Source organism: Glacieibacterium sp. (genome assembly GCF_965200405.1).
Lineage (GTDB): Bacteria > Pseudomonadota > Alphaproteobacteria > Sphingomonadales > Sphingomonadaceae > Glacieibacterium.
Genome location: NZ_OZ241356.1, coordinates 550,102 through 569,181, shown reverse-complemented (window position 1 = coordinate 569,181; position 19,080 = coordinate 550,102). Strand labels below are relative to the sequence as shown.

At 70.0% G+C, this 19,080-nt stretch carries 18 protein-coding genes; 4 read left to right on the top strand and 14 right to left on the bottom strand.

Annotated features, from left to right (window positions below; all coding sequences use genetic code 11):
* Window positions 1–35: 35 nt before the first annotated feature.
* From ACOFKW_RS02560 to ACOFKW_RS02545, 4 genes are read right to left on the bottom strand one after another with little or no spacing between them, the layout of a single operon-like run.
* A complete protein-coding gene (locus tag ACOFKW_RS02560; protein ID WP_419815790.1) occupies window positions 36–2,435 on the bottom strand; it encodes a TonB-dependent receptor domain-containing protein in 2,400 nt (799 codons plus the stop codon).
* A complete protein-coding gene (locus tag ACOFKW_RS02555; protein WP_419815789.1) occupies window positions 2,422–3,402 on the bottom strand; it encodes a FecR family protein in 981 nt (326 codons plus the stop codon). The genes ACOFKW_RS02560 and ACOFKW_RS02555 overlap by 14 nt, the downstream gene beginning before the upstream one ends.
* Window positions 3,402–3,971: an RNA polymerase sigma factor gene (locus tag ACOFKW_RS02550; RefSeq protein ID WP_419815788.1), complete on the bottom strand. Its 570-nt coding sequence runs from the start codon at window positions 3,969–3,971 to the stop codon at window positions 3,402–3,404. Before ACOFKW_RS02550 ends, ACOFKW_RS02555 begins: the two co-directional genes overlap by 1 nt.
* Window positions 3,968–5,293: a lipopolysaccharide biosynthesis protein gene (locus ACOFKW_RS02545; RefSeq protein WP_419815787.1), complete on the bottom strand. Its 1,326-nt coding sequence runs from the start codon at window positions 5,291–5,293 to the stop codon at window positions 3,968–3,970. Before ACOFKW_RS02545 ends, ACOFKW_RS02550 begins: the two co-directional genes overlap by 4 nt.
* Window positions 5,294–5,370: 77 nt before the next feature.
* Between ACOFKW_RS02545 and ACOFKW_RS02540 the strand changes: the two genes are divergently transcribed.
* Together ACOFKW_RS02540 and ACOFKW_RS02535 are read left to right on the top strand one after the other, a co-directional pair.
* Window positions 5,371–6,600 carry a hypothetical protein gene (locus ACOFKW_RS02540; protein ID WP_419815786.1) on the top strand — a complete coding sequence of 410 codons (1,230 nt, stop codon included), beginning with the start codon at window positions 5,371–5,373 and terminating at the stop codon, window positions 6,598–6,600.
* A 65-nt stretch (window positions 6,601–6,665) separates the two neighbouring features.
* Complete coding sequence (locus tag ACOFKW_RS02535; protein WP_419815785.1) at window positions 6,666–7,574, top strand: glucosamine inositolphosphorylceramide transferase family protein; 909 nt, start codon at window positions 6,666–6,668, stop codon at window positions 7,572–7,574.
* On the opposite strand, the gene ACOFKW_RS02530 is transcribed toward ACOFKW_RS02535, so the two are convergent.
* The 5 genes from ACOFKW_RS02530 to ACOFKW_RS02510 are packed head-to-tail and all read right to left on the bottom strand — an operon-like array spanning window position 7,571 to window position 12,495.
* On the bottom strand, window positions 7,571–8,647 hold the full coding sequence (locus ACOFKW_RS02530; protein ID WP_419815784.1) for a glycosyltransferase family 4 protein: 1,077 nt from the start codon (window positions 8,645–8,647) through the stop codon (window positions 7,571–7,573). The genes ACOFKW_RS02535 and ACOFKW_RS02530 overlap by 4 nt on opposite strands.
* Window positions 8,644–9,732, bottom strand: coding sequence for a glycosyltransferase (locus ACOFKW_RS02525; protein ID WP_419815783.1), 1,089 nt, complete (start codon window positions 9,730–9,732; stop codon window positions 8,644–8,646). Before ACOFKW_RS02525 ends, ACOFKW_RS02530 begins: the two co-directional genes overlap by 4 nt.
* The gene (locus ACOFKW_RS02520; protein WP_419815782.1) at window positions 9,729–10,319 is read right to left on the bottom strand and encodes a glutathione S-transferase; all 591 of its coding nucleotides are present in this window, start codon (window positions 10,317–10,319) and stop codon (window positions 9,729–9,731) included. Before ACOFKW_RS02520 ends, ACOFKW_RS02525 begins: the two co-directional genes overlap by 4 nt.
* The gene (locus tag ACOFKW_RS02515; protein ID WP_419815781.1) at window positions 10,312–11,250 is read right to left on the bottom strand and encodes a rhodanese-related sulfurtransferase; all 939 of its coding nucleotides are present in this window, start codon (window positions 11,248–11,250) and stop codon (window positions 10,312–10,314) included. Before ACOFKW_RS02515 ends, ACOFKW_RS02520 begins: the two co-directional genes overlap by 8 nt.
* 3 nt (window positions 11,251–11,253) lie before the next feature.
* Window positions 11,254–12,495, bottom strand: coding sequence for an MFS transporter (locus ACOFKW_RS02510; protein WP_419815780.1), 1,242 nt, complete (start codon window positions 12,493–12,495; stop codon window positions 11,254–11,256).
* Between the two features lie 151 nt (window positions 12,496–12,646).
* Here ACOFKW_RS02510 and ACOFKW_RS02505 point away from each other — a divergent pair, with 151 nt between their 5' ends.
* Both ACOFKW_RS02505 and ACOFKW_RS02500 read left to right on the top strand, forming a co-directional pair.
* Window positions 12,647–12,814 carry a hypothetical protein gene (locus tag ACOFKW_RS02505; protein ID WP_419815779.1) on the top strand — a complete coding sequence of 56 codons (168 nt, stop codon included), beginning with the start codon at window positions 12,647–12,649 and terminating at the stop codon, window positions 12,812–12,814.
* Window positions 12,763–15,033 carry a penicillin acylase family protein gene (locus tag ACOFKW_RS02500; protein WP_419815778.1) on the top strand — a complete coding sequence of 757 codons (2,271 nt, stop codon included), beginning with the start codon at window positions 12,763–12,765 and terminating at the stop codon, window positions 15,031–15,033. The genes ACOFKW_RS02505 and ACOFKW_RS02500 overlap by 52 nt, the downstream gene beginning before the upstream one ends.
* 230 nt (window positions 15,034–15,263) lie before the next feature.
* Here ACOFKW_RS02500 and ACOFKW_RS02495 read toward each other — a convergent pair whose 3' ends face one another.
* The 5 genes from ACOFKW_RS02495 to ACOFKW_RS02475 form a co-directional block, all read right to left on the bottom strand.
* Window positions 15,264–16,778: an ABC transporter permease/substrate-binding protein gene (locus tag ACOFKW_RS02495; RefSeq protein ID WP_419815777.1), complete on the bottom strand. Its 1,515-nt coding sequence runs from the start codon at window positions 16,776–16,778 to the stop codon at window positions 15,264–15,266.
* Window positions 16,775–17,530, bottom strand: coding sequence for an ATP-binding cassette domain-containing protein (locus tag ACOFKW_RS02490; RefSeq protein WP_419815776.1), 756 nt, complete (start codon window positions 17,528–17,530; stop codon window positions 16,775–16,777). Before ACOFKW_RS02490 ends, ACOFKW_RS02495 begins: the two co-directional genes overlap by 4 nt.
* Window positions 17,527–17,754 (bottom strand): hypothetical protein, encoded by a 228-nt coding sequence (locus tag ACOFKW_RS02485; protein WP_419815775.1) that lies wholly within the window; start codon window positions 17,752–17,754, stop codon window positions 17,527–17,529. The genes ACOFKW_RS02490 and ACOFKW_RS02485 overlap by 4 nt, the downstream gene beginning before the upstream one ends.
* Entirely contained in the window at window positions 17,738–17,932 is a 195-nt protein-coding gene (locus tag ACOFKW_RS02480; RefSeq protein WP_419815774.1) for a DUF1289 domain-containing protein, read from the bottom strand. Before ACOFKW_RS02480 ends, ACOFKW_RS02485 begins: the two co-directional genes overlap by 17 nt.
* Window positions 17,933–18,285: 353 nt before the next feature.
* On the bottom strand, window positions 18,286–19,029 hold the full coding sequence (locus ACOFKW_RS02475; protein ID WP_419815773.1) for a TorF family putative porin: 744 nt from the start codon (window positions 19,027–19,029) through the stop codon (window positions 18,286–18,288).
* Window positions 19,030–19,080 lie beyond the last annotated feature (51 nt).

Sequence of the window (19,080 nt, the reverse complement as noted above, 5' to 3'; positions counted from 1 at the left end):
CGATACGGGGCCGCACCCCGGACCGCAATGTTCGCCTACCAGTCGAGGTTGACGCCCGCCCGCAGGGTCCGCGGCCGCAACGGCGTCGTCTGGTCGCGTGCCAGCACCGCAAAGGGGTTGCCGAGGGCGAACCGGTTGCCGCGCGCATTGGCGATATTGTCGATGCCGATGGTCAGCCCGACAGGGTGACGCGTCCAACCTGCCGATACGTCGATCTCGGCGTAATTGCCTTGCTTCAGGTCGAGCATCGGCCCGACGCCGGCCACCGACCTGCCGGTGTAGCGCGCCTGGGCCGCGACGTTGAAGCTGGCGTCGCGCCCCGCGGCCCAGCGATAATCGGCGCTGCCGGCGAAACTGACCTTGGGCGTGTCGGGCAGCATGTCGCCGTCCTGCCGCGACAGGGCGGTGATCGGTTCGTCGAGATCACTCTTGTTGATGAACATCGATGTCGTCAGCCGCAGACCGACGACGGGCACCCAGTCCAACACCGCCTCGAGGCCGGCGATGCGGCCCTTGCCGATGTTGGTGGTGAACGGAAAGCCGTTGCGGTCGATCAGGTCGGCCTGGATGCGGCTCCACCGCGCGTAGGACAGGCTGGCGGAGCCGGCGATCCCGGTGGCGCCCCGGCGTTCCAGCCGCACCCCGGTCTCGCCGACGCGGATGACGTCGGGGTCATAATTGGCGACCCGACCGACGCCCGGCGCGACGGCCAGGCCGCCGGTGCGAAAACCCTCGCCGTAGCGGGCGAACCAGGCAAGGCTCGGCGCGATCAGCCAGTCCATGGCGACGGTCGGACTGAGGCGCAGATTGCGGCGTCCGCGCACGAACTTGTTGTCGGCACGGCTGAAGCTGGGATCGCTGTCGACCCGGGTCCAGGTCGCCCGCGCACCGCCGGTCAGGCGCAGGTCGGGACCGAGCGCGTAGGTCAGCTCGCCGAATGCCGACAGGTCGAAGGCATGATTGGTGACACCGGTGATGTCGCGCGGCGCACCGAGTGGTCCGAAGGTGCGCTCGATGCGTGCATCGTCGTCGATCAGCGACGCGCCGACCAGCCAGCCGGCGCCGTCGGGCAAAACGCGCGACAGCCGGGTTTCGTGCGTGATGAGCCGGTTGCGGTCGCGCGTGTCATAGGCCAGCGGCACATCCGGCCGGACGGTGCGGGTCGCGTCGTAGCGATCGTCGGAGTGGTGGTCGATCAGTCCGGTGGCGGAAACCAGCTTCAACCCGCTGTCCCAATCCTTGGTGATGACCGCCCTGCCGAGCAGGAAATCATCCTCGAACGGCTGGGCGATCGCCGAGCGCCGGTTCAGTGGCGGCAGGCTTAGCAAGGCGTATTGCGAGTCCGGCGCGTCGATGGTCTGCGTCACCGCTCCCAGGTCGATCGTCCAGCCGTCGCCCGGTTCGACGCGCAGCGCGAGGCGTCCGCCGGAGGTGACGACGCTGTTGATGTCGCTTCGGCCGCGCCGGAGATCGTCGATATAGCCGCCCTCGCGGGCGTGATAGCCGACCAGCCGCAACGCCACGACGTCGCTGACCAGCGGCAGGTTGACCATAGCGGCAAGGTCGTAGCCCGGCTTGCCGTCCTGCGTCGCGCTGGCCGAGGCGGTAGCCCGCGCGGCGATCCGATCGAGCTGGGGTGCATGCGGCGACAGGCGGACGATGCCGCCGATCGAACCGGCGCCGTACAGCGCACCCTGCGGGCCTTCCAGCACTTCGACCCGCTCGACGTCGTACAGGTTGAGATTGGGGTCGGGGCCGCCGTAGCCGAGCTGAACATCGCCGAAATAGACGCTGGCGGTCGACCGCGTCGGGCCGACGAAACTGCTGTCGGCCACGCCCCGGATAAACAGCTTGTTGCGCCCGGCGCCGAGGTCGGTGCTCTGCAGGATCGGCAAGCCGGATGCCAGCGCGTGCATGTCGGTCGTCGCCGTCCGGCCGCTATCGTCGAGCTGCACGATGGTGACGCTGCCGGGAAAGCGCAGCAGGCCGGCGTCGCGCTTGCTGGCCGTCACCGTGATGGTGGCCGGCTGGTCCGGTACTTCGGTCGGGACTGCCGCCTCGACCGGCGCGGGTGCAGCGCGGGGACGCCGCCACGGCCGGGCCGGCGGTGCCGCTGCAGCTGCTGCGACGATGCGGAAGCCGCCTCCGCCGACCGGGACAGCGGCATAGCCGGTGCCGCGCAACAGCTGCGCCAGCGCTCGCGCCACGGGCATCCGGCCCTTGACCCCGGCGGTGCGGACGGTCGCCAGTCCTGCCACCGTGCCGCCGATATCGATGCTGCCCTGCTGCGCCAGCTGGGCAAGCGCGGCGTCTAGGGGGCCGGCGTCGACGACAAAGCGCGCCGCTGCCGCAGCCGTGGCGGCGACACCGGCGATCGGGGTAGCAGCGAGACAGGCGAGTACGGCGACGGCGCGGACCAGGTTACTCGCCGACATCGCTCCGTGACGACAACAGCCATGCACCGTTGCGGCGTTCGAAGCGGGCATCGACCAGCGCGGCCATGCGCGGGATCACCGCCTCCGCTCCGCCGGCCAGCTGGATCGTGCCGGTGAACTGGCGCTCAGCCAGCGCGCCCGCCAGTTGCAGCTTCGCCCCGGTCGAGCGTTCGAGGGCGCGCGCCACCTGGGCCAGCGGCGCCTCGCGATAGGTCAGCAGGCCACGCCGCCAGCCGCCGACCGTGGCCGGGGGCAGGTTGCTGAGCCGTGCCTCCTCCTGGCGCTCGTCGTCGCGGATCGCCAGCGCCATGCCGGGCTTGAGCATGGTGCCGTCACCCGGTGCGCCGGTGCGCTCGAACGCCACGGCGCCCTCGGCGACCTCGACGTTGAGCTGCGGACCCTCGCGGGCGACGTTGAATACCGTGCCGACGTCGCTGATCGTCGAGCCGCCGGAGCGCACCTCGAACGGCTGCGCGGCGTTGTGATGGACCTGGAAGGACGCCTCGCCCCGGTCCAGCATCGCATAGCGGCCGTTGGCGCGGTCGAGGGTGACCCGGGTACCGCCGTTGAGCTCGATGATCGTGCCGTCGCGCAGCGTCACCTTGCGCCGCGTCCCGGTCGGCGTCTCGACGCTGTACAGGCCGTCATCGGCGGTCGGCAGTTCGGCCGGCATCATCAGGGCGACCAGCAGCCCGGCCGCCAGCGCGCCGCCACCAGCCGCCGCCAGCCGGAACCGTCGCCGCGCCGGCAGCCGGTCGTTCGCCGCCAATTCGCTCGCCGGTGTCTCGTGAAGCTGCAGGACCGGCGCCAGCATCGCATCGTCGAGCGTCACCCGGTCATAGGCATCGCGGTGCGCCGCATTTTCCAGCCACAGGGTAAAGCTCCGCCAATCCGCAGCCGTGGCCTTGCCCAGCCGCAAGTGCCAGGCGATCGCCTGGTCGACGATATCGGCGGGTCCATTCTCCATCAATTCGGCTGTCGGCTCTCGTCTGGGTTCAGTCGCTCATGTTGAGGACGTCGCGGCGATCCGATACCCGCAACAGTGTCGCGCCCTGCATCATGAATAGCACGGTAAGCAAGCTGTAACCATTTCTCCACGGAACTGAGACTGGTGTCCATCTCCGTTGCGATCGCCTTCTGGCTGATCCCTTCGAAACGGAACATCCGGAACGCGCGCCTCGCCTTTTCGGGGAGTGCGGCCAGGGCAGCCTCGACCTGTGCCAGCCGGTCGCGCGCGATCAGGACCGCCTCGGCATCGGGCAGTTCCTCGGAGGTGGTCTGCAGCCCCTGCCAGGCATCGTCGCGAACCGTGCGCCGCAGCGCCGACCGCCGCCGGTCGGACGCGAGGTTGTTGGCCATCTGGTACAGATAGGCCGCCGGCTTGGCGACGGGCCCGGTCGCCAGTGTCTCCAGCCGCAGCCACATGTCCTGCAGCACGTCCTCCGCGTCGGCCGGGCTGGCCAAGCGTGCCGTCACCAGCCGCAACAGCATCGGACGCTCGGTCAGGAACACGGCGCGCAGCCCCGACGCGGTCATGCGAGCTTTGCCCGGCGAACGTCGCGGCGGAACAGCAACGCCAGGATCGCGGTGGCGATCAACCCCTGCAGCGCGGCGTGCCAGCCGGCGCCATCGACACCCAAGCGCCACAGCAGCAGCGGCAGCAGCGGATACAGGCCGAGGTTGGTCAGCAGCGCGACCGCCATCGACCGTTGCGGCAGGCCAAGGCCGGTCAGTCCCGCCGCCACGGGTGCGGAGGCCAACGCCGCCATCCGGCCCAGCGCGACCAGCACCAGCAGCGCCGTGCCCCCGACGAAGCTGCCGCCACCGAGCAGCGTCAGGAACCGCCCGCCGAGCACCGCCAGCACCGCCACGACGACCGCCCCCGCCGCCAGCGCCAGCAGCGCGCTGCGCCAGACGGTGTGCTTCAGCGCCTTGAACTCGCGCTTTGCGGCGAAGTCGGCGAGCACCGCATAGCTTGCCTGCGACAGCAGGACGGCGGGCTGTTGCAGGATCGAGGAGGCGCGCTGGGCCAAGGCGAACAGTCCCGCTGCCGCCGGGCCGAGCAGCCAGCCGATGGTCAGCGGCGCCAGATTGGGCGCAAGCTCGCGCAGGGTCAGGTCGAAGTTGGTGATCAGGATGAAGCGACCAAAGCCGGGCTTTCGTCCCGGTACGCCGCGCCACGGTCCCAGCAGCCGCTCGTCAGGCAACAGGCGCCGCCACGCGACCAGCGCCAGTCCCCACATCGCGATGCCCTCGACGATCGCCGCCGCCAGCCAGACGATGATGAAGCCGGTCAGGCCGCCGCCTGCCACCCAGACGCCGACCGCACCGACCAGCCGGACCAGCGGTGACAGCGTCTGGTGCAGGCCGATCAGGTCGAAGCGACGCGCCACCTGCAACAGGCCCTGCGGTGTCGCGCGGACCGTCGCGACGACCGCCAGGCTATAGGGTATCGCCAGCCGCATAGCGTCCGGGGTCCAGCCCAGCCGTGGCCCGACCAGCGGCACCAGCAGCGCCGCCACGGCGACCGCGACCGCCCCCAGCGCGAACTCGACCACCGCCATGAAGCGCACCGTCCGCGCCAGGTCGGGCGTGTCGCCGGCTGTCAGCGCCAGCGCGCCGTAACGCACGACGCCGTGGAAGCCCGAGAATGCGACGACGCTGCCGACCAGCACGACATAGCTGTTGACCAGGATCAGGACGCCATAGTCACGCGCGCCGAGGGTGTGCGTCACGATGACCAGGTACACCAGGCTGATCACCCCGGCCGCCGCCTTGCCGCCGAGCAGGTGCGCCAGATTGCCCAGGACACGCCGCAGCCCCGACGGGGGCAGGCTCAGGCTGGCAGCAGGCGGCATCGGCGTTCCTTATGCCGCGCCGGTCGAATTGTCAGGAGATCATTGCGGGTTGTCCGATCCGGCGACGTCACACCGGCATGAAGATCGGTTTCCTGTTCAACCACGACCAGATCCACCAGGTCGCTCATTCGCTGCCGATCGCGCTGGCGCTGGCCGAGGCCAATCCCCAGGTCGAGGTCGTCGTCGCGGTCACCAACGACCGGCTGGCCGCCGAGGTCGAGCGGCTGGCGGCCAAGCTGAGCCGCCCGGTAACGATGATCCGCCTCGGCCTGACCAGTCGCCTCGCCCGCTTCGCCGCGCGCTACCTCGAGGCGGTACTGCCGGTCACCAAGCTGGCGATCTACCGCGACAACCTGCCGTTCTTCCAAAGCCTCGACGCGCTGATCGTCGCCGAGAAGACATCGCTGCTGCTCAAGACCCGCTATGGCCTGGCGGACCTCAAGATCATCCACACCCGCCACGGCGCCGGCGACCGCGCCATCGGCTTCGACAAGGCGAGTGCCGGGTTCGACCACGTGCTGGTGTCCGGCAGCAAGATCCGCGACCGCCTGATCCGCGAGGCCGGCGTTCCCGCCGACCGGATCAGCACCGTCGGCTATCCCAAGTTCGACCTGATGCCCGAGACCCAGCCGAAGCTGCCGTTCCAGTCGAACGGCAAGCCGACCATCTATTACAATCCGCACCCCTCGCCGCACCTGTCGTCATGGTACGAGGACGGCCGCGCGGTGCTCGACTATTTCCTGAACGACGACCGCTATAACTTGATCTTCGCGCCGCACGTCATGCTGTTCCACCGCAAGTTCGTGGTGACCATCGACAAGCTGCGCATCGATCGTCCCGGCGTCATCGAGCAGCGCTATTACGATGCCCCCAACATCCATATCGATCTCGGCAGCTCAGCCTCGACCGACATGACCTATACCGCTGCCGCCGATATCTATCTCGGCGACGTCAGCAGCCAGGTCTATGAGTTCCTGCACCGGCCACGGCCGTGCCTGTTCATCGACAGCCACGATGCCGATTGGCGCGGCAACAAGAATTACGCGCACTGGCAGGCCGGCGAGGTCATCCCCGATGCCGAAAACCTCGGGGCGGCGCTCGACCGCGCCGTGGCCGGTCACGACCGCTTCCGCCCGGTCCAGCGCGAACTGTTCCAGCGCAGCTTCGAGCTCACCGCCGAACGCTCCGCCATGCGCGCCGCCCGCGCCCTGATGAACGTGCTAGCGCCGGTCGATCCGCTGGTCCTGCCCCAGAGCGTCCCGGTCGAGCCACTGGCCATCCCGGCCGCCGTCGAACGCGCCGCCTGAGGGTATTTGCCTCCGCTCCGGCGCTGTGAAACACAGGGCCGAGGCTGGGCGGGAATCCAAGACGAATGGCGCTGCGCAAGGACATCTGGCGGCCCGCGATCGTCGAGGCGACGATCGCCGAGATCGTCCGTCGCGGCGGCGTCGAGGGACTGCCGATCCACTGGCTGCCGCCGATGGGCTCGTTCCAGTTCCTCGCCGATCCGTTCGGACTGTGGCGCGACGGCTGGCTGTACGTCTTCGTCGAGGCCTATGACTACCGCGTCCGCATCGGCACCGTCGAAGTGCTGGTCTACGATGCCGACTATCGGTTGATCGAACGCCATCCGGTCCTCGCCGAGCCGTGGCACCTGTCCTATCCCCAGGTCTTCGAGGCCGAGGGCGAGACGTGGATGCTGCCCGAGGCCCATCGGTCCGGCCGCTTGACGCTCTACCGCGCTATCGATTTTCCGACGCGCTGGGAGCCGGCGCAGGTAATCGAGCTCGGCCACCCTGCAGTCGATGCGACCCCGGTGTTTCACGATGGGGTGTGGTGGCTGTTCTATACCTCGACCGGCACCGAGGCCGAGAAGATGGGGGCGCTCAACATCGCCTTTGCCGAGCGGCTGGGTGGACCGTGGCGCGCGCATTCCGCCAAGCCGGTGCGAACCGATGTCGCTGGCGGCCGACCGGGTGGCACGGCGTTCGTCATGGACGGCCGCCTGGTCCTGCCGGTGCAGGATTGCAGCGCGACCTATGGCGGCGCCATCCGCGCCCTGACGATCGAGCGGCTGACCCCGTCGCAGTTCGAGGCGACGCTCGGCCCCCGGATCGTGGCGCCCGCCGGCTTCGCGCCGTATGTCGAGGGTTTGCATACGCTTGCCGCCGCCGGGCAGGTCACGCTGATCGACGCCAAGCGGACCGAGCTTTCGGCGCAAGGGCTGGGCATCGAGATCCGGCGCGAAGCGGGCAAGCTGCGCCGACGGCTGGCGGGCTAAAGGGTCTTAAGCCGGTCGAGAATCGCCAGCCCGGTCGCCTCGAAGTGATCGGGCCCGAACCGCGACAACACGCGCTGGCGCGCCGCATCGCCCATTGCGGCCAGCGCCTTACGCCGGGCCAGTGCGGCGTCGAGCACTGCCGCCAGCGCGCTCGCATCGGCTGGCGGCACAGTCCAGCCGGTCACCTCCTGCTCGATCGAGAACGGCAGCTCCCCGACAGCAGAGGCGATCACCGGGAGCCCCGCCTGCATCGCCTCGTGCGCGGCAACGCACAGTCCCTCGGAACGCGACGGCTGCAGGTACAGGTGCAGGCCGGCGAGGAAAGCCCGCGGGTCGTCGGCATAGCCACCCAGCCGCAAGTTGGTGACGCCTGCTGCCTCGGCCTGCGCCTGCAACGCCGCCCGCGCCGCGCCGTCGCCGGCGATCGTCACCTCGAACGGCACGTCGCTGCGCAGCAGGGCAAGCGCCTCGACCAGCACGTCGTAGCCCTTGACCGGATGCAGCCGCCCCAGGCTACCGAGGCGCAACGGCTTGCCCGCCTGCCACGGCACGGCGCGCGGTGCGTCTGGATCGGCACGGAAGATCGGCCAGGTGACCAGGCGTTCTTTCGGGACGAGGAGTCGCGCCGCCGTCAGCCGCGTCACCGATTCCGAATCGCCGATCCACAGGCGCGACAGGCGTTGCGTCGCGCGCAACAGCCGGCGGTTGGTCGGGCGCAGGAACGCCGCATGCTGCCAGCTGACCACCGGCACCCGGCGCCGGAGGCCGACCAGCTGCCCGAGCAGCGTCGCGCGGGTCAGCGAAGTCCAGAGGTGCGTCGGCCGCCAGTCGCGGACCTGGGCGTCGAGCCAGCGCCACGCCGCAAAATGGTCGGTCTCGCCGCCGTCGCGGACGCGAACGTCCAGACCTGCTGCGGCCATCGACGCCAGGGCGCGCCCGTCGCGCCGGGTCAGTGCCAGCACGCGGACCTCGGCACCGCCGCGCTGCAGGACGCCGATCACCGACGGTACCGGCAGCGCCGCACCGCCGCCCTCGACCGAGTTGATGATGTACAGGATGCGCGGGCCGGTCATCCGAAGCTCTGCAGATAGGCGTCCGCCACAGGCCCGATGCGGAAGTGCGCTACGGCGGCAGCAAGCAGCGCCGGCGGTGGTGGCGCGCTGGCCAGCACCTCGCGCAGCGCCAGCGCCAATGACGGCGCATCGTCGATGGGAACCACCCGGCCGAACTCGGGCCCGGTCAGCAGTTCGCGCGTCGCCGGGGTGCAATCCGTCGCGATCACCTGCCGGCCGGCTGCGAGCGCCTCGACGACGACCGCCGGGAAACCCTCGAACTGCGACGACAGCACGAGCAGCCGCGCCTCGTCGAGCCACGGCCGCGTGTCCCCGACCAAGCCGGGCAGGTCGACCCGATTGCCGAGGTCCAGCTCGTCGATCAGGCGGCGGAGCCGCGCCTCATTGGGACCGGCGCCGACGATGACCAGCCGCGCCGCCGGATCGTCGATCATGGCAAAGGCACGGATCAGCGTCGCATAGCCCTTGATCGGGACCAGTCGTCCGGCCGCCAGGATCGTTCGGTTGCCCGGCGGCACCGGGCTCAGCGGTGGTGCTTCGTCTTCCAGTGCGGGCAGGGGCAGCGCGACGGCGACACGGCGGAACAGGATGCGGTCGGCATCGCGCCGCATCGATTCGGCGAGCGTCACGACGCGGTCGGCCCCGCTCAGCAGCCGCCGCATCCGCCGGTCGAACGCCAATTGTCGCCAGCGCCCGCGCTGCGGCTTGTCGAGCGAGGCACTGACCTGTGCCAGGATGAAGGGCCGGTGCGGCGGCGGCAGGGAACGCAGTGCGGGGATCACCGACCAGTGATAATTACCGGGAATGAAGCAGGCCTCGATGCGCCGCTGCCGGAAGCATTCGGCGGCAAAGCGTGCCAGCCGCTGGCGCGACAGGGCAGAGCGGGCGATCGGCGGGTCGGCGGCGACGATCTCCACGTCCGGTCCCGCCAGCATGCCGAGCGGGCCGTCGGTCGAACCGCAGAAGATCGTCACCGCGACGCCGCGTGCCGCCCAGGCGCGGGCCAGCCGCAGCGCGATCCGCTCCGTCCCGCCGAGCGCGAAGTCGTGCAGCACGATGCCGATCGAGGCTGGGGTCGCGCTCAAGCCGGCCGCGCCATCGCCTGCAGGAACAGCGGCGAGGCGAGGTGGCGGGCCAGCCAGGCGTGAAGCCCGGGCACGGCCTGCGCCTCGAACCACGCCGCATCCACCGCCGCGAACTGCCGCACGAACGGAAGGACCGCCATGTCGGTGAGCGAGCGATGGTCGCGGCACAAATTGTCCCGCCCCGCCAGCCGCGCGTCGTACCCGGCGAGCATCGCCAGCGCCGCCGCTCGGTGCTCGACCGCGACGGAGCCGTGCCGCTCAGGGTATTTGTAGCGGTCGAGGTGATGCTTGAACTCACCGTCGCTGGCCGCGATCAGCGCCGCGTCATCGCCGGCCAGCCAGTCCTCCGGATCGGCCTGCGCCAGCGCCCAGCGCATGATGTCGAGGCTCTCGTCGATGACCGAGCCGTCGGGCAGCACCAGCACCGGCACCGTCCCCTTCGGCGATGCGGCGAGCAGCGCCGCCGGCTTGTCGCGCATCGATACCTCGACCGGCTTGAACGCGACCCCGGCGACCAGCAGCGCGAGGCGCGCCCGCATCGCATAGGGACAGCGTCGGTAGCTGTAGAGCAGCGGTGGCTCAGCCACGAACCGGCCGGGGCCGCACCGCGCCGATATGGACCTCGCCGCGCGCCTCGGCCAGCTGCGCCTGGCGGTGGCGTTCGGCGTAGCCGGCGCGTTGCTCGTCGTCGCGCGTCGCGTGGCAGGCCGGGCAGCTCTCGCCCTCGACGTACAGCGGCGAGGCGCGGTCGGCCTCGCTCACCGGCATCCGGCAGGCGCGGCACAGCTCGAAGCTGCCGCGCTGGAGATCGTGCCCGACCGCGACACGCTCGTCGAAGACGAAGCACTCGCCCTGCCACAGGCTCTCCTCGGGCGGCACCGTCTCGAGGTACTTCAGGATACCGCCGCGCAGGTGATGGACGTCCGCCACCCCCTCCGCCTTCAGGAAAGCCGTCGCCTTCTCGCAGCGAATGCCACCGGTGCAGAACATCGCGACCCTGGGACTGTCACCGAACGTCTCGCGGTTCGCGCGAAACCACGCCGGAAAGTCGCGAAACGTCCGCGTGCCCGGGTCGATCGCCCCGGCAAAGCTGCCGATCGCCACCTCATAATCGTTGCGCGTGTCGACGACGATCGTCCCCGGCGCGGCGATCAGCGCGTTCCAGTCGCCCGGCTCGACATAGTCGCCATTGTCCAGCGGATCGATGTCGGGCTCGCCCATGGTGACGATCTCGCGCTTGATGCGGACCTTCATGCGGTGGAACGGCATCGCTTCGGCGTGTGAGATCTTGGCCTCCAGCCTCGCGCAGCCCGGCAGCGCGCGTATCACGCCAAGCATCGCCTCGATCCCCGCCGCCGGCCCGGCGATGGTGCCGTTGATACCCTCCGGCGCCAGCAGCAGCGTGCCCTTGATCCCGGCCTTGGCACACGCCTCCGCCAGGGGGCCCGCCAGCGCGGCGCAGTCCTCGAAGCGCGTGAAGCAGTAAAGCGCCGCGACCGTGATCGGTGGCGTGTCCAAGCGTCAGACCGGACGGGGCAGCCGCCGCTCGACGAACAGCACCGCCACCGCGGCAACCACCAGGCAGGCGGACAGGAACAGCATCGGCGTCAGGTCGCTGCCGGTCGAGTCGCGGATACGCGGCACCACGGTCTGTGCGACGAAGCCGCCAAGATTGCCGACCGAGTTGATCGCGGCGAACCCGGCAGCGGCGCTGGCGCCGGTCAGGAAGCGCGGCGGCAGGCTCCAGAACACCGGCTGCCCGGCAAAGATCGCGGGGGCGGCGATGCACAGCATGGCGAACTGCAGCGGCGCGCCGGGCACGATGACGCTGAGCAGCAGGAACAGCGCCGCGATCAGCGCCGGCCCGGCGATATGCCAGCGCTGATCGTGGAATTTCGCAGCGTGGCGCGGCACATAGAACAGCGCCAGCCCGACCAGCGTCCAGGGGATGACGTTGAGGAAGCCGTTGACCGTGTTCGACACGCCGAAGCCCTTGACGATGGTCGGCAGCCAATAGCTCAGCCCGTAAGCCGCGAGCGGAAACCCGACATAGGCGGCGCACAGCATCAAGACGCGCGGATCGGTCAGCGCGCGCAACGGGTTCTCATGCTTCGAGGGCGGTGCCGCGGCGCGCTCGGCATCGAGCACGCCGGTCAGCCAGTTCTTCTGCTCGTCGCTCAGCCACGATGCCTTGGCCGGGCCGACCGGCAGCTTCGCCAGCAGCACCGGCACCAGCAGCAGCGCCGGGATACCGGTCGCCAGGAACACCCATTGCCAACCCCTGAGGCCCGCCGCGCCGTCGAGATCGAGCAGCATGCCGCCGATCGCCGCGCCGACCGCATTGGCGACGGCGCTGGCCAGCATGAACGAGCCGATCGCCCGCGCCCGGTGCGCCTGCGGAAACCACAGGGTCAGCGCGTACAGCACGCCGGGAAAGAACCCTGCCTCCGCCGCGCCGAGCAGGAAGCGCAGGATGTAGAACATCGTCGGGCTGTTGGTGAAGCCGAGCAGGATGGTGACGATACCCCAGCTCAGCATGATCCGGGCGAACCAGCGCGGCGCGCCGACCTTCTCCATGATCAGGTTGCTCGGCACCTCGAACAGGAAATAGCCGATGAAGAACAGCGCCGCGCCGAGGCCGTAGGCGGCTTCGCTGAGCCCGAGGTCGCTGACCATCTGGAGCTTGGCGTAGGAAACGTTCTGCCGGTCGATATAGGCGACCATGTAGGTCAGCCCGAGCAGCGGCATCAGTTTCAGCGCCACCCGCCGGACAGTCGCTTGTCCCAGTTCGTCCATTTTTCCCGGCCCCCAAGTGCTTTGATCGACTCGTCGTCAATTGTGCGACGAAGCGCAAGTGGTGATCGTCTTGCCAATGTCTCGCCGGACTGCCTTATGGACCGGCGGGGAGAAGATCATGAGCGGTGCGGGCGGGCTGGGCAGGACGGGCGGACGGCGGCGCTGGCCGCGCTATCTGCTGGGTGCGCTGGCGCTGCTGGTCCTGCTGGTGATCCTCGCCGCCGGGCTGTTCTGGTGGCGAACAGCACGGCGCGGCTCGACGGGCGACTGCAGCTCGCGGGTCTGAACGCCCCGGTGACGATCGTCCGCGACGCGGCGGGCATCCCGACGATCACCGCCGCGAACCGCCACGACCTCGCTTTCGCGCTCGGCTATCTCCACGGCCAGGAACGCTTTTTCGAGATGGATCAGCTGCGTCGCGCCGCCGCCGGCGAACTCGGCGCCTTGTTCGGCGGCAGCACCGCAGCCCTCGACCGCAAGCTGCGTATCCACCGCTTCCGCGCCCGGGCCGAGGCGGCGCTGGCGGCGATGCCGGCGCCCGAGCGCGCCGTGCAGGACGCCTATACCGCCGGGGTCAACCACGGCCTCGGCGACCTGGGGGCCGCGCCCTTCGAATATCTGCTGCTGCGGGGCAAGCCGCAGCCGTGGCGGGCGGAGGATTCGCTGCTGGTCGTCTATGCGATGTACCTCGACCTGCAGGGCATCAACCCCGGCGACGAACTGGCGCGAGCCAGGGCAGGGGCGCGTGGTGGCCATGCGATGGGCGACTTCCTGTTCCCGTCCGGGTCCGAGCTCGACGCGCCGATCGACGGATCGACGCTGCCCGAGCCGCCGATGCCGGTGCGCTATGGCCCCGACACGCCGGCGGCCCCAGGGCAGGGCGTCGACGAGGTGCCGATCAAGGGCAGCAACAATTGGGCGGTCGCAGGCAGCCTGACCGCGACCGGCGCGGCGCTGGTCGCCAACGACATGCACCTCAGCAACGCGCTGCCCAACATCTGGTACCGCGCCCGGCTGGTGCAGACTGGGCCGGGCGGCTTCACCACCAACGGCGTGACGCTGCCAGGCGGCTCGACGATCGTTGCGGGCAGCAACGGCCACATCGCCTGGGGGTTCACCGACGCCTATATCGACACCCATGACGCGGTGATCCTCGACGCCGTGCCGGGCGATCCACTGTCCTATGCCACGCCCGCTGGCCCGCGAAAGCTGGTGCGGACCCCCGAGCGCCTGTGCGTCCATGCCGATTGCTCGACGATGATCGTCGAGGAGAGCATCTGGGGCCCGGTCACCGATCGCCTGCCGGATGGCCGGCGCGTCGTCGAGCGCTGGTCGGCGCATGATCCGGGTGCGGCGGGGCTCAGCGCGCTGCTGGCGCTCGAACATGCGGCGACGGTGACCGAGGCGGTCGCCATCGCGCACGGTGCCGCGATTCCGCAGCAGAACTTCGTCGTCGGCGACTCGGCGGGCAACATCGCCTGGACGATCATCGGCCGCGTGCCGGCTCGCTTCGGCATTGACGGACGCTGGCCGGCAAGCTGGGCCGATGGCAGCCGCGGCTGGCACGGCTATCTGCCCGACGACCGGATCCCGGTCGTGATGAACCCTGCCGGCGGGCGCATCTGGACCGCCAATTCGCGGGTCGTCGGCGGTGCGGCGTATGCGCTGCTCGGCGACAGCGGCTATGATAGCGGAGCGCGCGCCGCCCGCATCCGCGACCGGCTGCTGGCGCACGACAGGTTCACGCCGCGCGACATGCTGTCGATCCAGCTCGACGACCAGAGCGACCGCAACCGCTTCTGGCAGGCGGAGCTGCTGCGCGTCTTGGGCAACGGCAGGGGCGACCCGAAGCTGGGCGGCATGATCCCCTATGTCCGCGACTGGAACGGCCACGCCGACGCCGGGTCGGTCGGCTACCTCCTGATCGCCAAGTTCCGCACCGAGACGATGAACCTGGTCTATGCCGCCTATGTCGGCACGCCGGAGGGCAGCGAGGGACGCCGCAGCTATGCCGGCGGCCAGTCCGACGGCCCGATGCGCCGCCTGCTCCGCGCACGCCCGGCCGCGCTGGTGCCGCCGGGTTTCGCCAGCTGGGATGCGGTTGAGGCCAAGGCGTTGGGCAACGTTGCGGCTGCGGTCGACAAGGCCGGCGGCGGGCTGGCGGCGTTCACCTGGGGTGCGTTCAACGTCGCCGGGGTGCATCATCCGCTGGCGAACGCGATCCCGTTGCTGGGGCTGCTGACCGACCCGCCGGAGATGGCGCAGAACGGCGACAGCGGCGTGCCGCGCGCCAAGAGCCCGGGTTTCGGACCCAGCGAGCGCTTCGCCGTGTCGCCCGGCCATGAGGCGCAGGGCCTGATGCACATGCCCGGCGGCGAGGCGGGCAATCCGCTGTCGCCCTATTACCTCGCCGGGCATCGCGACTGGCTGGAGGGCCGCCTGGCGCCGTTCCTGCCGGGGCCGGGGAAATGGACCTTGGTGCTGGCGCCGGCGAAGGTGCGCTGAATTCGGCTGCGTTGATTTAACTGCCCCCCTCCCGGAACGGGAGGGGACGGGGGTGGGACTTGGCATGAACTCCGCCTGCCGACCTCGTGGAAGACCCACCCCCGGCCCCTCCCGTTCCGGGAGGGGAGCAGGAAGAAGCAGCGCTTGAGAATGACGTGCCGATATGGTACATGTGTTGAGTTAGACTTGCGCTTTCGGCACAAAATTAGCGCGAAAAAGCCGCTTCCGGCTTACTTGCTCATCGTCGAGCGCGTCTCCAGCATCGCCGCCGCAGCCTTCGGCGTCAGCTTGTCGGCGTCACGGTCGACCGCGAGGTTGGCGGCGCGCATCCGGTCGACCGGGACGCTGCCGACCAGCGGGCGCAGGCTGGCGAGGAATTCGGCATCGGCACGACGGCGGGGCGAGACCAGCAGCAGCGCGTCATAGCCCGGAATGGCGTGGCGCGGATCGGCCAGCACGACCAGGCCTTGCGCCGCGATCCGCCCGTCGCTGGAGAAGGCGGAGATGACGTCGGCGGTGCCGCTCGCCAGCGCGCGGTACATGAAGGTCGGCTCATAGGCGCGGGCATGCCCGAAGCGCAGGCCATAGGCGGTGACGACGGCGCGCCACTCCGGCCGGGTCTGGAACTCTATGTCGGAACCCAGGGTCAGCCGGCCGGACACGCGCGCCAGGTCGGCGATCGACTTGACGCCGAGGCGCTCGGCGGTGTCGCGGCGCATGGCGAGGACATAGGCGTTCTCGAAACCCAGCGGGCCGACGACGCCGACATGGCTGCGGCCCTGCAGGTCTCGGATCAGTTCGGGCAAGGCGGGGTTGTCGTCGCGCTTCAGGATGGTCGTCGCCAGCGTCCCGGCATAGTCGACATAGACGTCGATATCGCCCGCCGCGAGCGCCCGGAACGCCACCGCCGAGCCGAGCCCGCTGCGCTGCTCGACCGCATAGCCGCGCGCTTTCAGCCGGTCCGAGATGAGCTCGGCGAGGATGTACTGCTCGGAGAAGTTCTTGGCCCCGACGACGACCGGATGCGCGGCGGTTGAGCGGTGCGCACCGGCGACCGCAAGGACACCGATCAGTGCGAGGCCCGCCGCGCCGGCAATGATCCGGGCGCGTGAGCCCTTGGCGAGGCCGTGCTCGATGCTGGCGAGCAGCAGGTCCACCGCGATCGCCAGTGCGGCAGCGGCGATGCAGCCGGTGGCGACGGCGACCCAGTCCTCGGTCTGCAAGCCGCTAAAGATGAAGTCGCCGAGGCTCGTCGCGCCGACCGGGGTAGCGAGCGTCGCCGCGCCGATCGTCCACACCGCAGCGGTGCGGACACCCGCCATGATCACCGGCGCGGCGAGGGGCAGCTCGACCTGCAGCAGGCGCTGGGCGCGTGTCATGCCGAGCCCGTCGGCGGCCTCGATCACGTCGGCATCGACGCCGGTCAGGCCAGTCACCGCGCCGCGCAGGATCGGCAGCAGGGCGTAGAGCGTCAGCGCCAACAGTGCCGGCAGGAAGCCGAGCACCGGCAGGTCGATCCCGCTGGCCTGGCGCAGCGCGAGCAGCAGCGGATAGAATAGCGCCAGCAGGGCGAGGGCCGGGATGGTCTGGATCAGCGAGGCCACCCCGAGCACCGGCCCCCGGCTGCGCCGCCGCGCCAGCATCAGAGCGACCAGCGGCAGCGCGATCAGCAGCGCCAGTCCAAGCGCGGCGGCGCTGAGGGCGATGTGCGCGGACAGGCGCTCGAGGAGCAGCGGCCAGTTCATCGCAAGGCCGCGATGCGCTCGGCCTGGCGGCGCGGGACGGCGATCATCTCGGCAACCTGCGGGTCGGGGTGACCGGCGAGCAGTTCCGCAGGCGTGGCGTCGGCAACCACCGCACCGGTGCGCAGGACGATGATCCGGTCGGCGAGGAGCAGCGCCTCCTGCACGTCGTGGGTGACCATCAGACTGGTCATGCCGAGTTCGTCGTGGAGCGCCCGGTAGCGCGTGGCGAGGGCGTCACGGGTCAACGGGTCGAGGGCGCCGAACGGCTCGTCGAGCAGCATCAGCTTCGGCCCTGCCGCGAGCGCCCGGGCGAAGCCGACACGCTGGCGCTGGCCGCCGGACAGCTGCGCCGGCCTGCGGTCGGCGACGTCGCGGGGCAGGTCGATCAGGTCGAGCAACTCGCTGGTGCGCGCCGCGATGCGCGCACCGTCCCAGCCGAGCAGGCGCGGCACCACGGCGATGTTCGCGCTGATGCTAAGGTGCGGGAACAGGCCGATGCCCTGGAAGACATAGCCGATCCGGCGGCGCAGTTCGGCCGCCGGCTGCGCCGCGACGTCGGTTCCGTCGATCAGGACGGCGCCCGAATCGGGCACGACCAGCCGGTTGACGGTTTTGAGCAGCGTCGTCTTGCCGGAGCCCGAGCCGCCGACCAGCGCGACGAAACTGCCGCTGGCGATATCGAGGTCGACGTCCGACAGCGCCGCCACCGCGCCGTAGCGCTTCCCGACTCCGTCGAAGCGGACCTGGGTCAAGCCGCCGCCGCGACCGTGGCGAAACTGTCGGCGACCAGCTCATAGCTGTGGCGGCGGGCCTGGTGGTCGTGGAGGATGTTGACCGGCATGACCTCGTCGGGGCCGTACTCGACCGCGGCCGCCTCGATCCCGGCACGGACCTTGCCCGGCGTCCCGACCTGCGGGTTTTCCGTTAGCCAGGCCGGGATTTGGGACTGGTCGAGGACGCTAAGCTTCAACGACACGGATGCCCTCCGGTCTCGCGGCGGCGCGCTGGGGCAGCTTGTCGAGGATCGCCAGCCGCTCGGCCTCGCTGGCGTTCGGCCAGGCGATGATCTCGTCGATGGTCCGGGCGCAGCCGAGACACCAGCCGCTCGACGGGTCGATGGCGCAATGCTGGATGCAGGGTGAGGCGGCGGCCATCGACGCTATATGGCACCGGGGAACGGCGGTTTGAAGGCGGGGCGGGAGCGCGAGCGCAGATGACGCGGCAACAGCGGCGAACCTCAGGGTAGGCGTCATCCCGGCGTAGGCCGGGACCCATTCTCTCAGGCTGCTGCAGGAGGGGGCGGAGAGTCGGGCGGTTGTCGGAGGTCGGGCGTGATGGGTCCCGGCCTTCGCCGGGATGACGGGTGGCAAGGGAGGGCACGGGCAAAGCCCGTGCTGGCGTCGGACGAGCGGTCGAAGGACCTGCTCGCCGGCCGGTCTTGCGCGAGTCCGCGCATAGCTCGGCGAGTGCAAGGGCACTCGTTTCGCTATGCGCGGCCGCGCTGCGACTAGAACGCTGCGGTTACGCTCGCGACGACGCCGTCCTTGCGGTTGTGCGAGGAGGCGAAGCTGTTCCGGTCGAGGTTGTTGCCGATGTACTGCACGCCGACGGTCAGGAACTTATACTTGAAGTCGGCACCGACCATGTAGTCGATCTTGCTGCTGGAGCCGTAGTCGAAGGCGCCATTTTCATAGCCGACCGACGCCTTGACGGTGATCGGCGAGTTGGGAATGCCGATCGCGCCGAGGCCGTAGACATAGATGTTGTCCTCGGCGGTGTTGCCCTGGTTCGGGGCATAGTTCGCGCCGAGCGTCACCGAAAGCGGGCCGACGGCACCGGCGACCGAGACGAAGGGCTCGTAATAGGCGACGTCATGGCCGCCCGGGTAAACGTAGCCGATGACGCCGACGGTCGGGGTGATCGCGCCGAACGCCTTGGAGAAACCGGCGGTAAGGTCGATCTCCTGCGACGAACCGTTCGAGGTCGCGGTCGCGCCGATCGGGTCGATGCTGGAGCCCCAGATGCCGACGAACAGGCCCGAGGAATGAGTTGCGGTGATGCTCGCCTGGCCCGCGATATCGCGGTCGCTGAGCGAGACGCCGCGGAAGCGATAGTCGGTGACGAACGCTGCGGTGCCGGTGATCGTGATAGCCGGTGCCGGTGCTGCAGCTTCCTGCGCATGGCCGACGTTGCCCAGCAGCATTGCTGCCGAAAGCGCGAAAAGGCTTACGCCACGGTTCGAGATCTTCATTGTTGACCACTCCCTGCTCGCCCGCGCGGCTGTGCCGGCGGGTCATCGTGC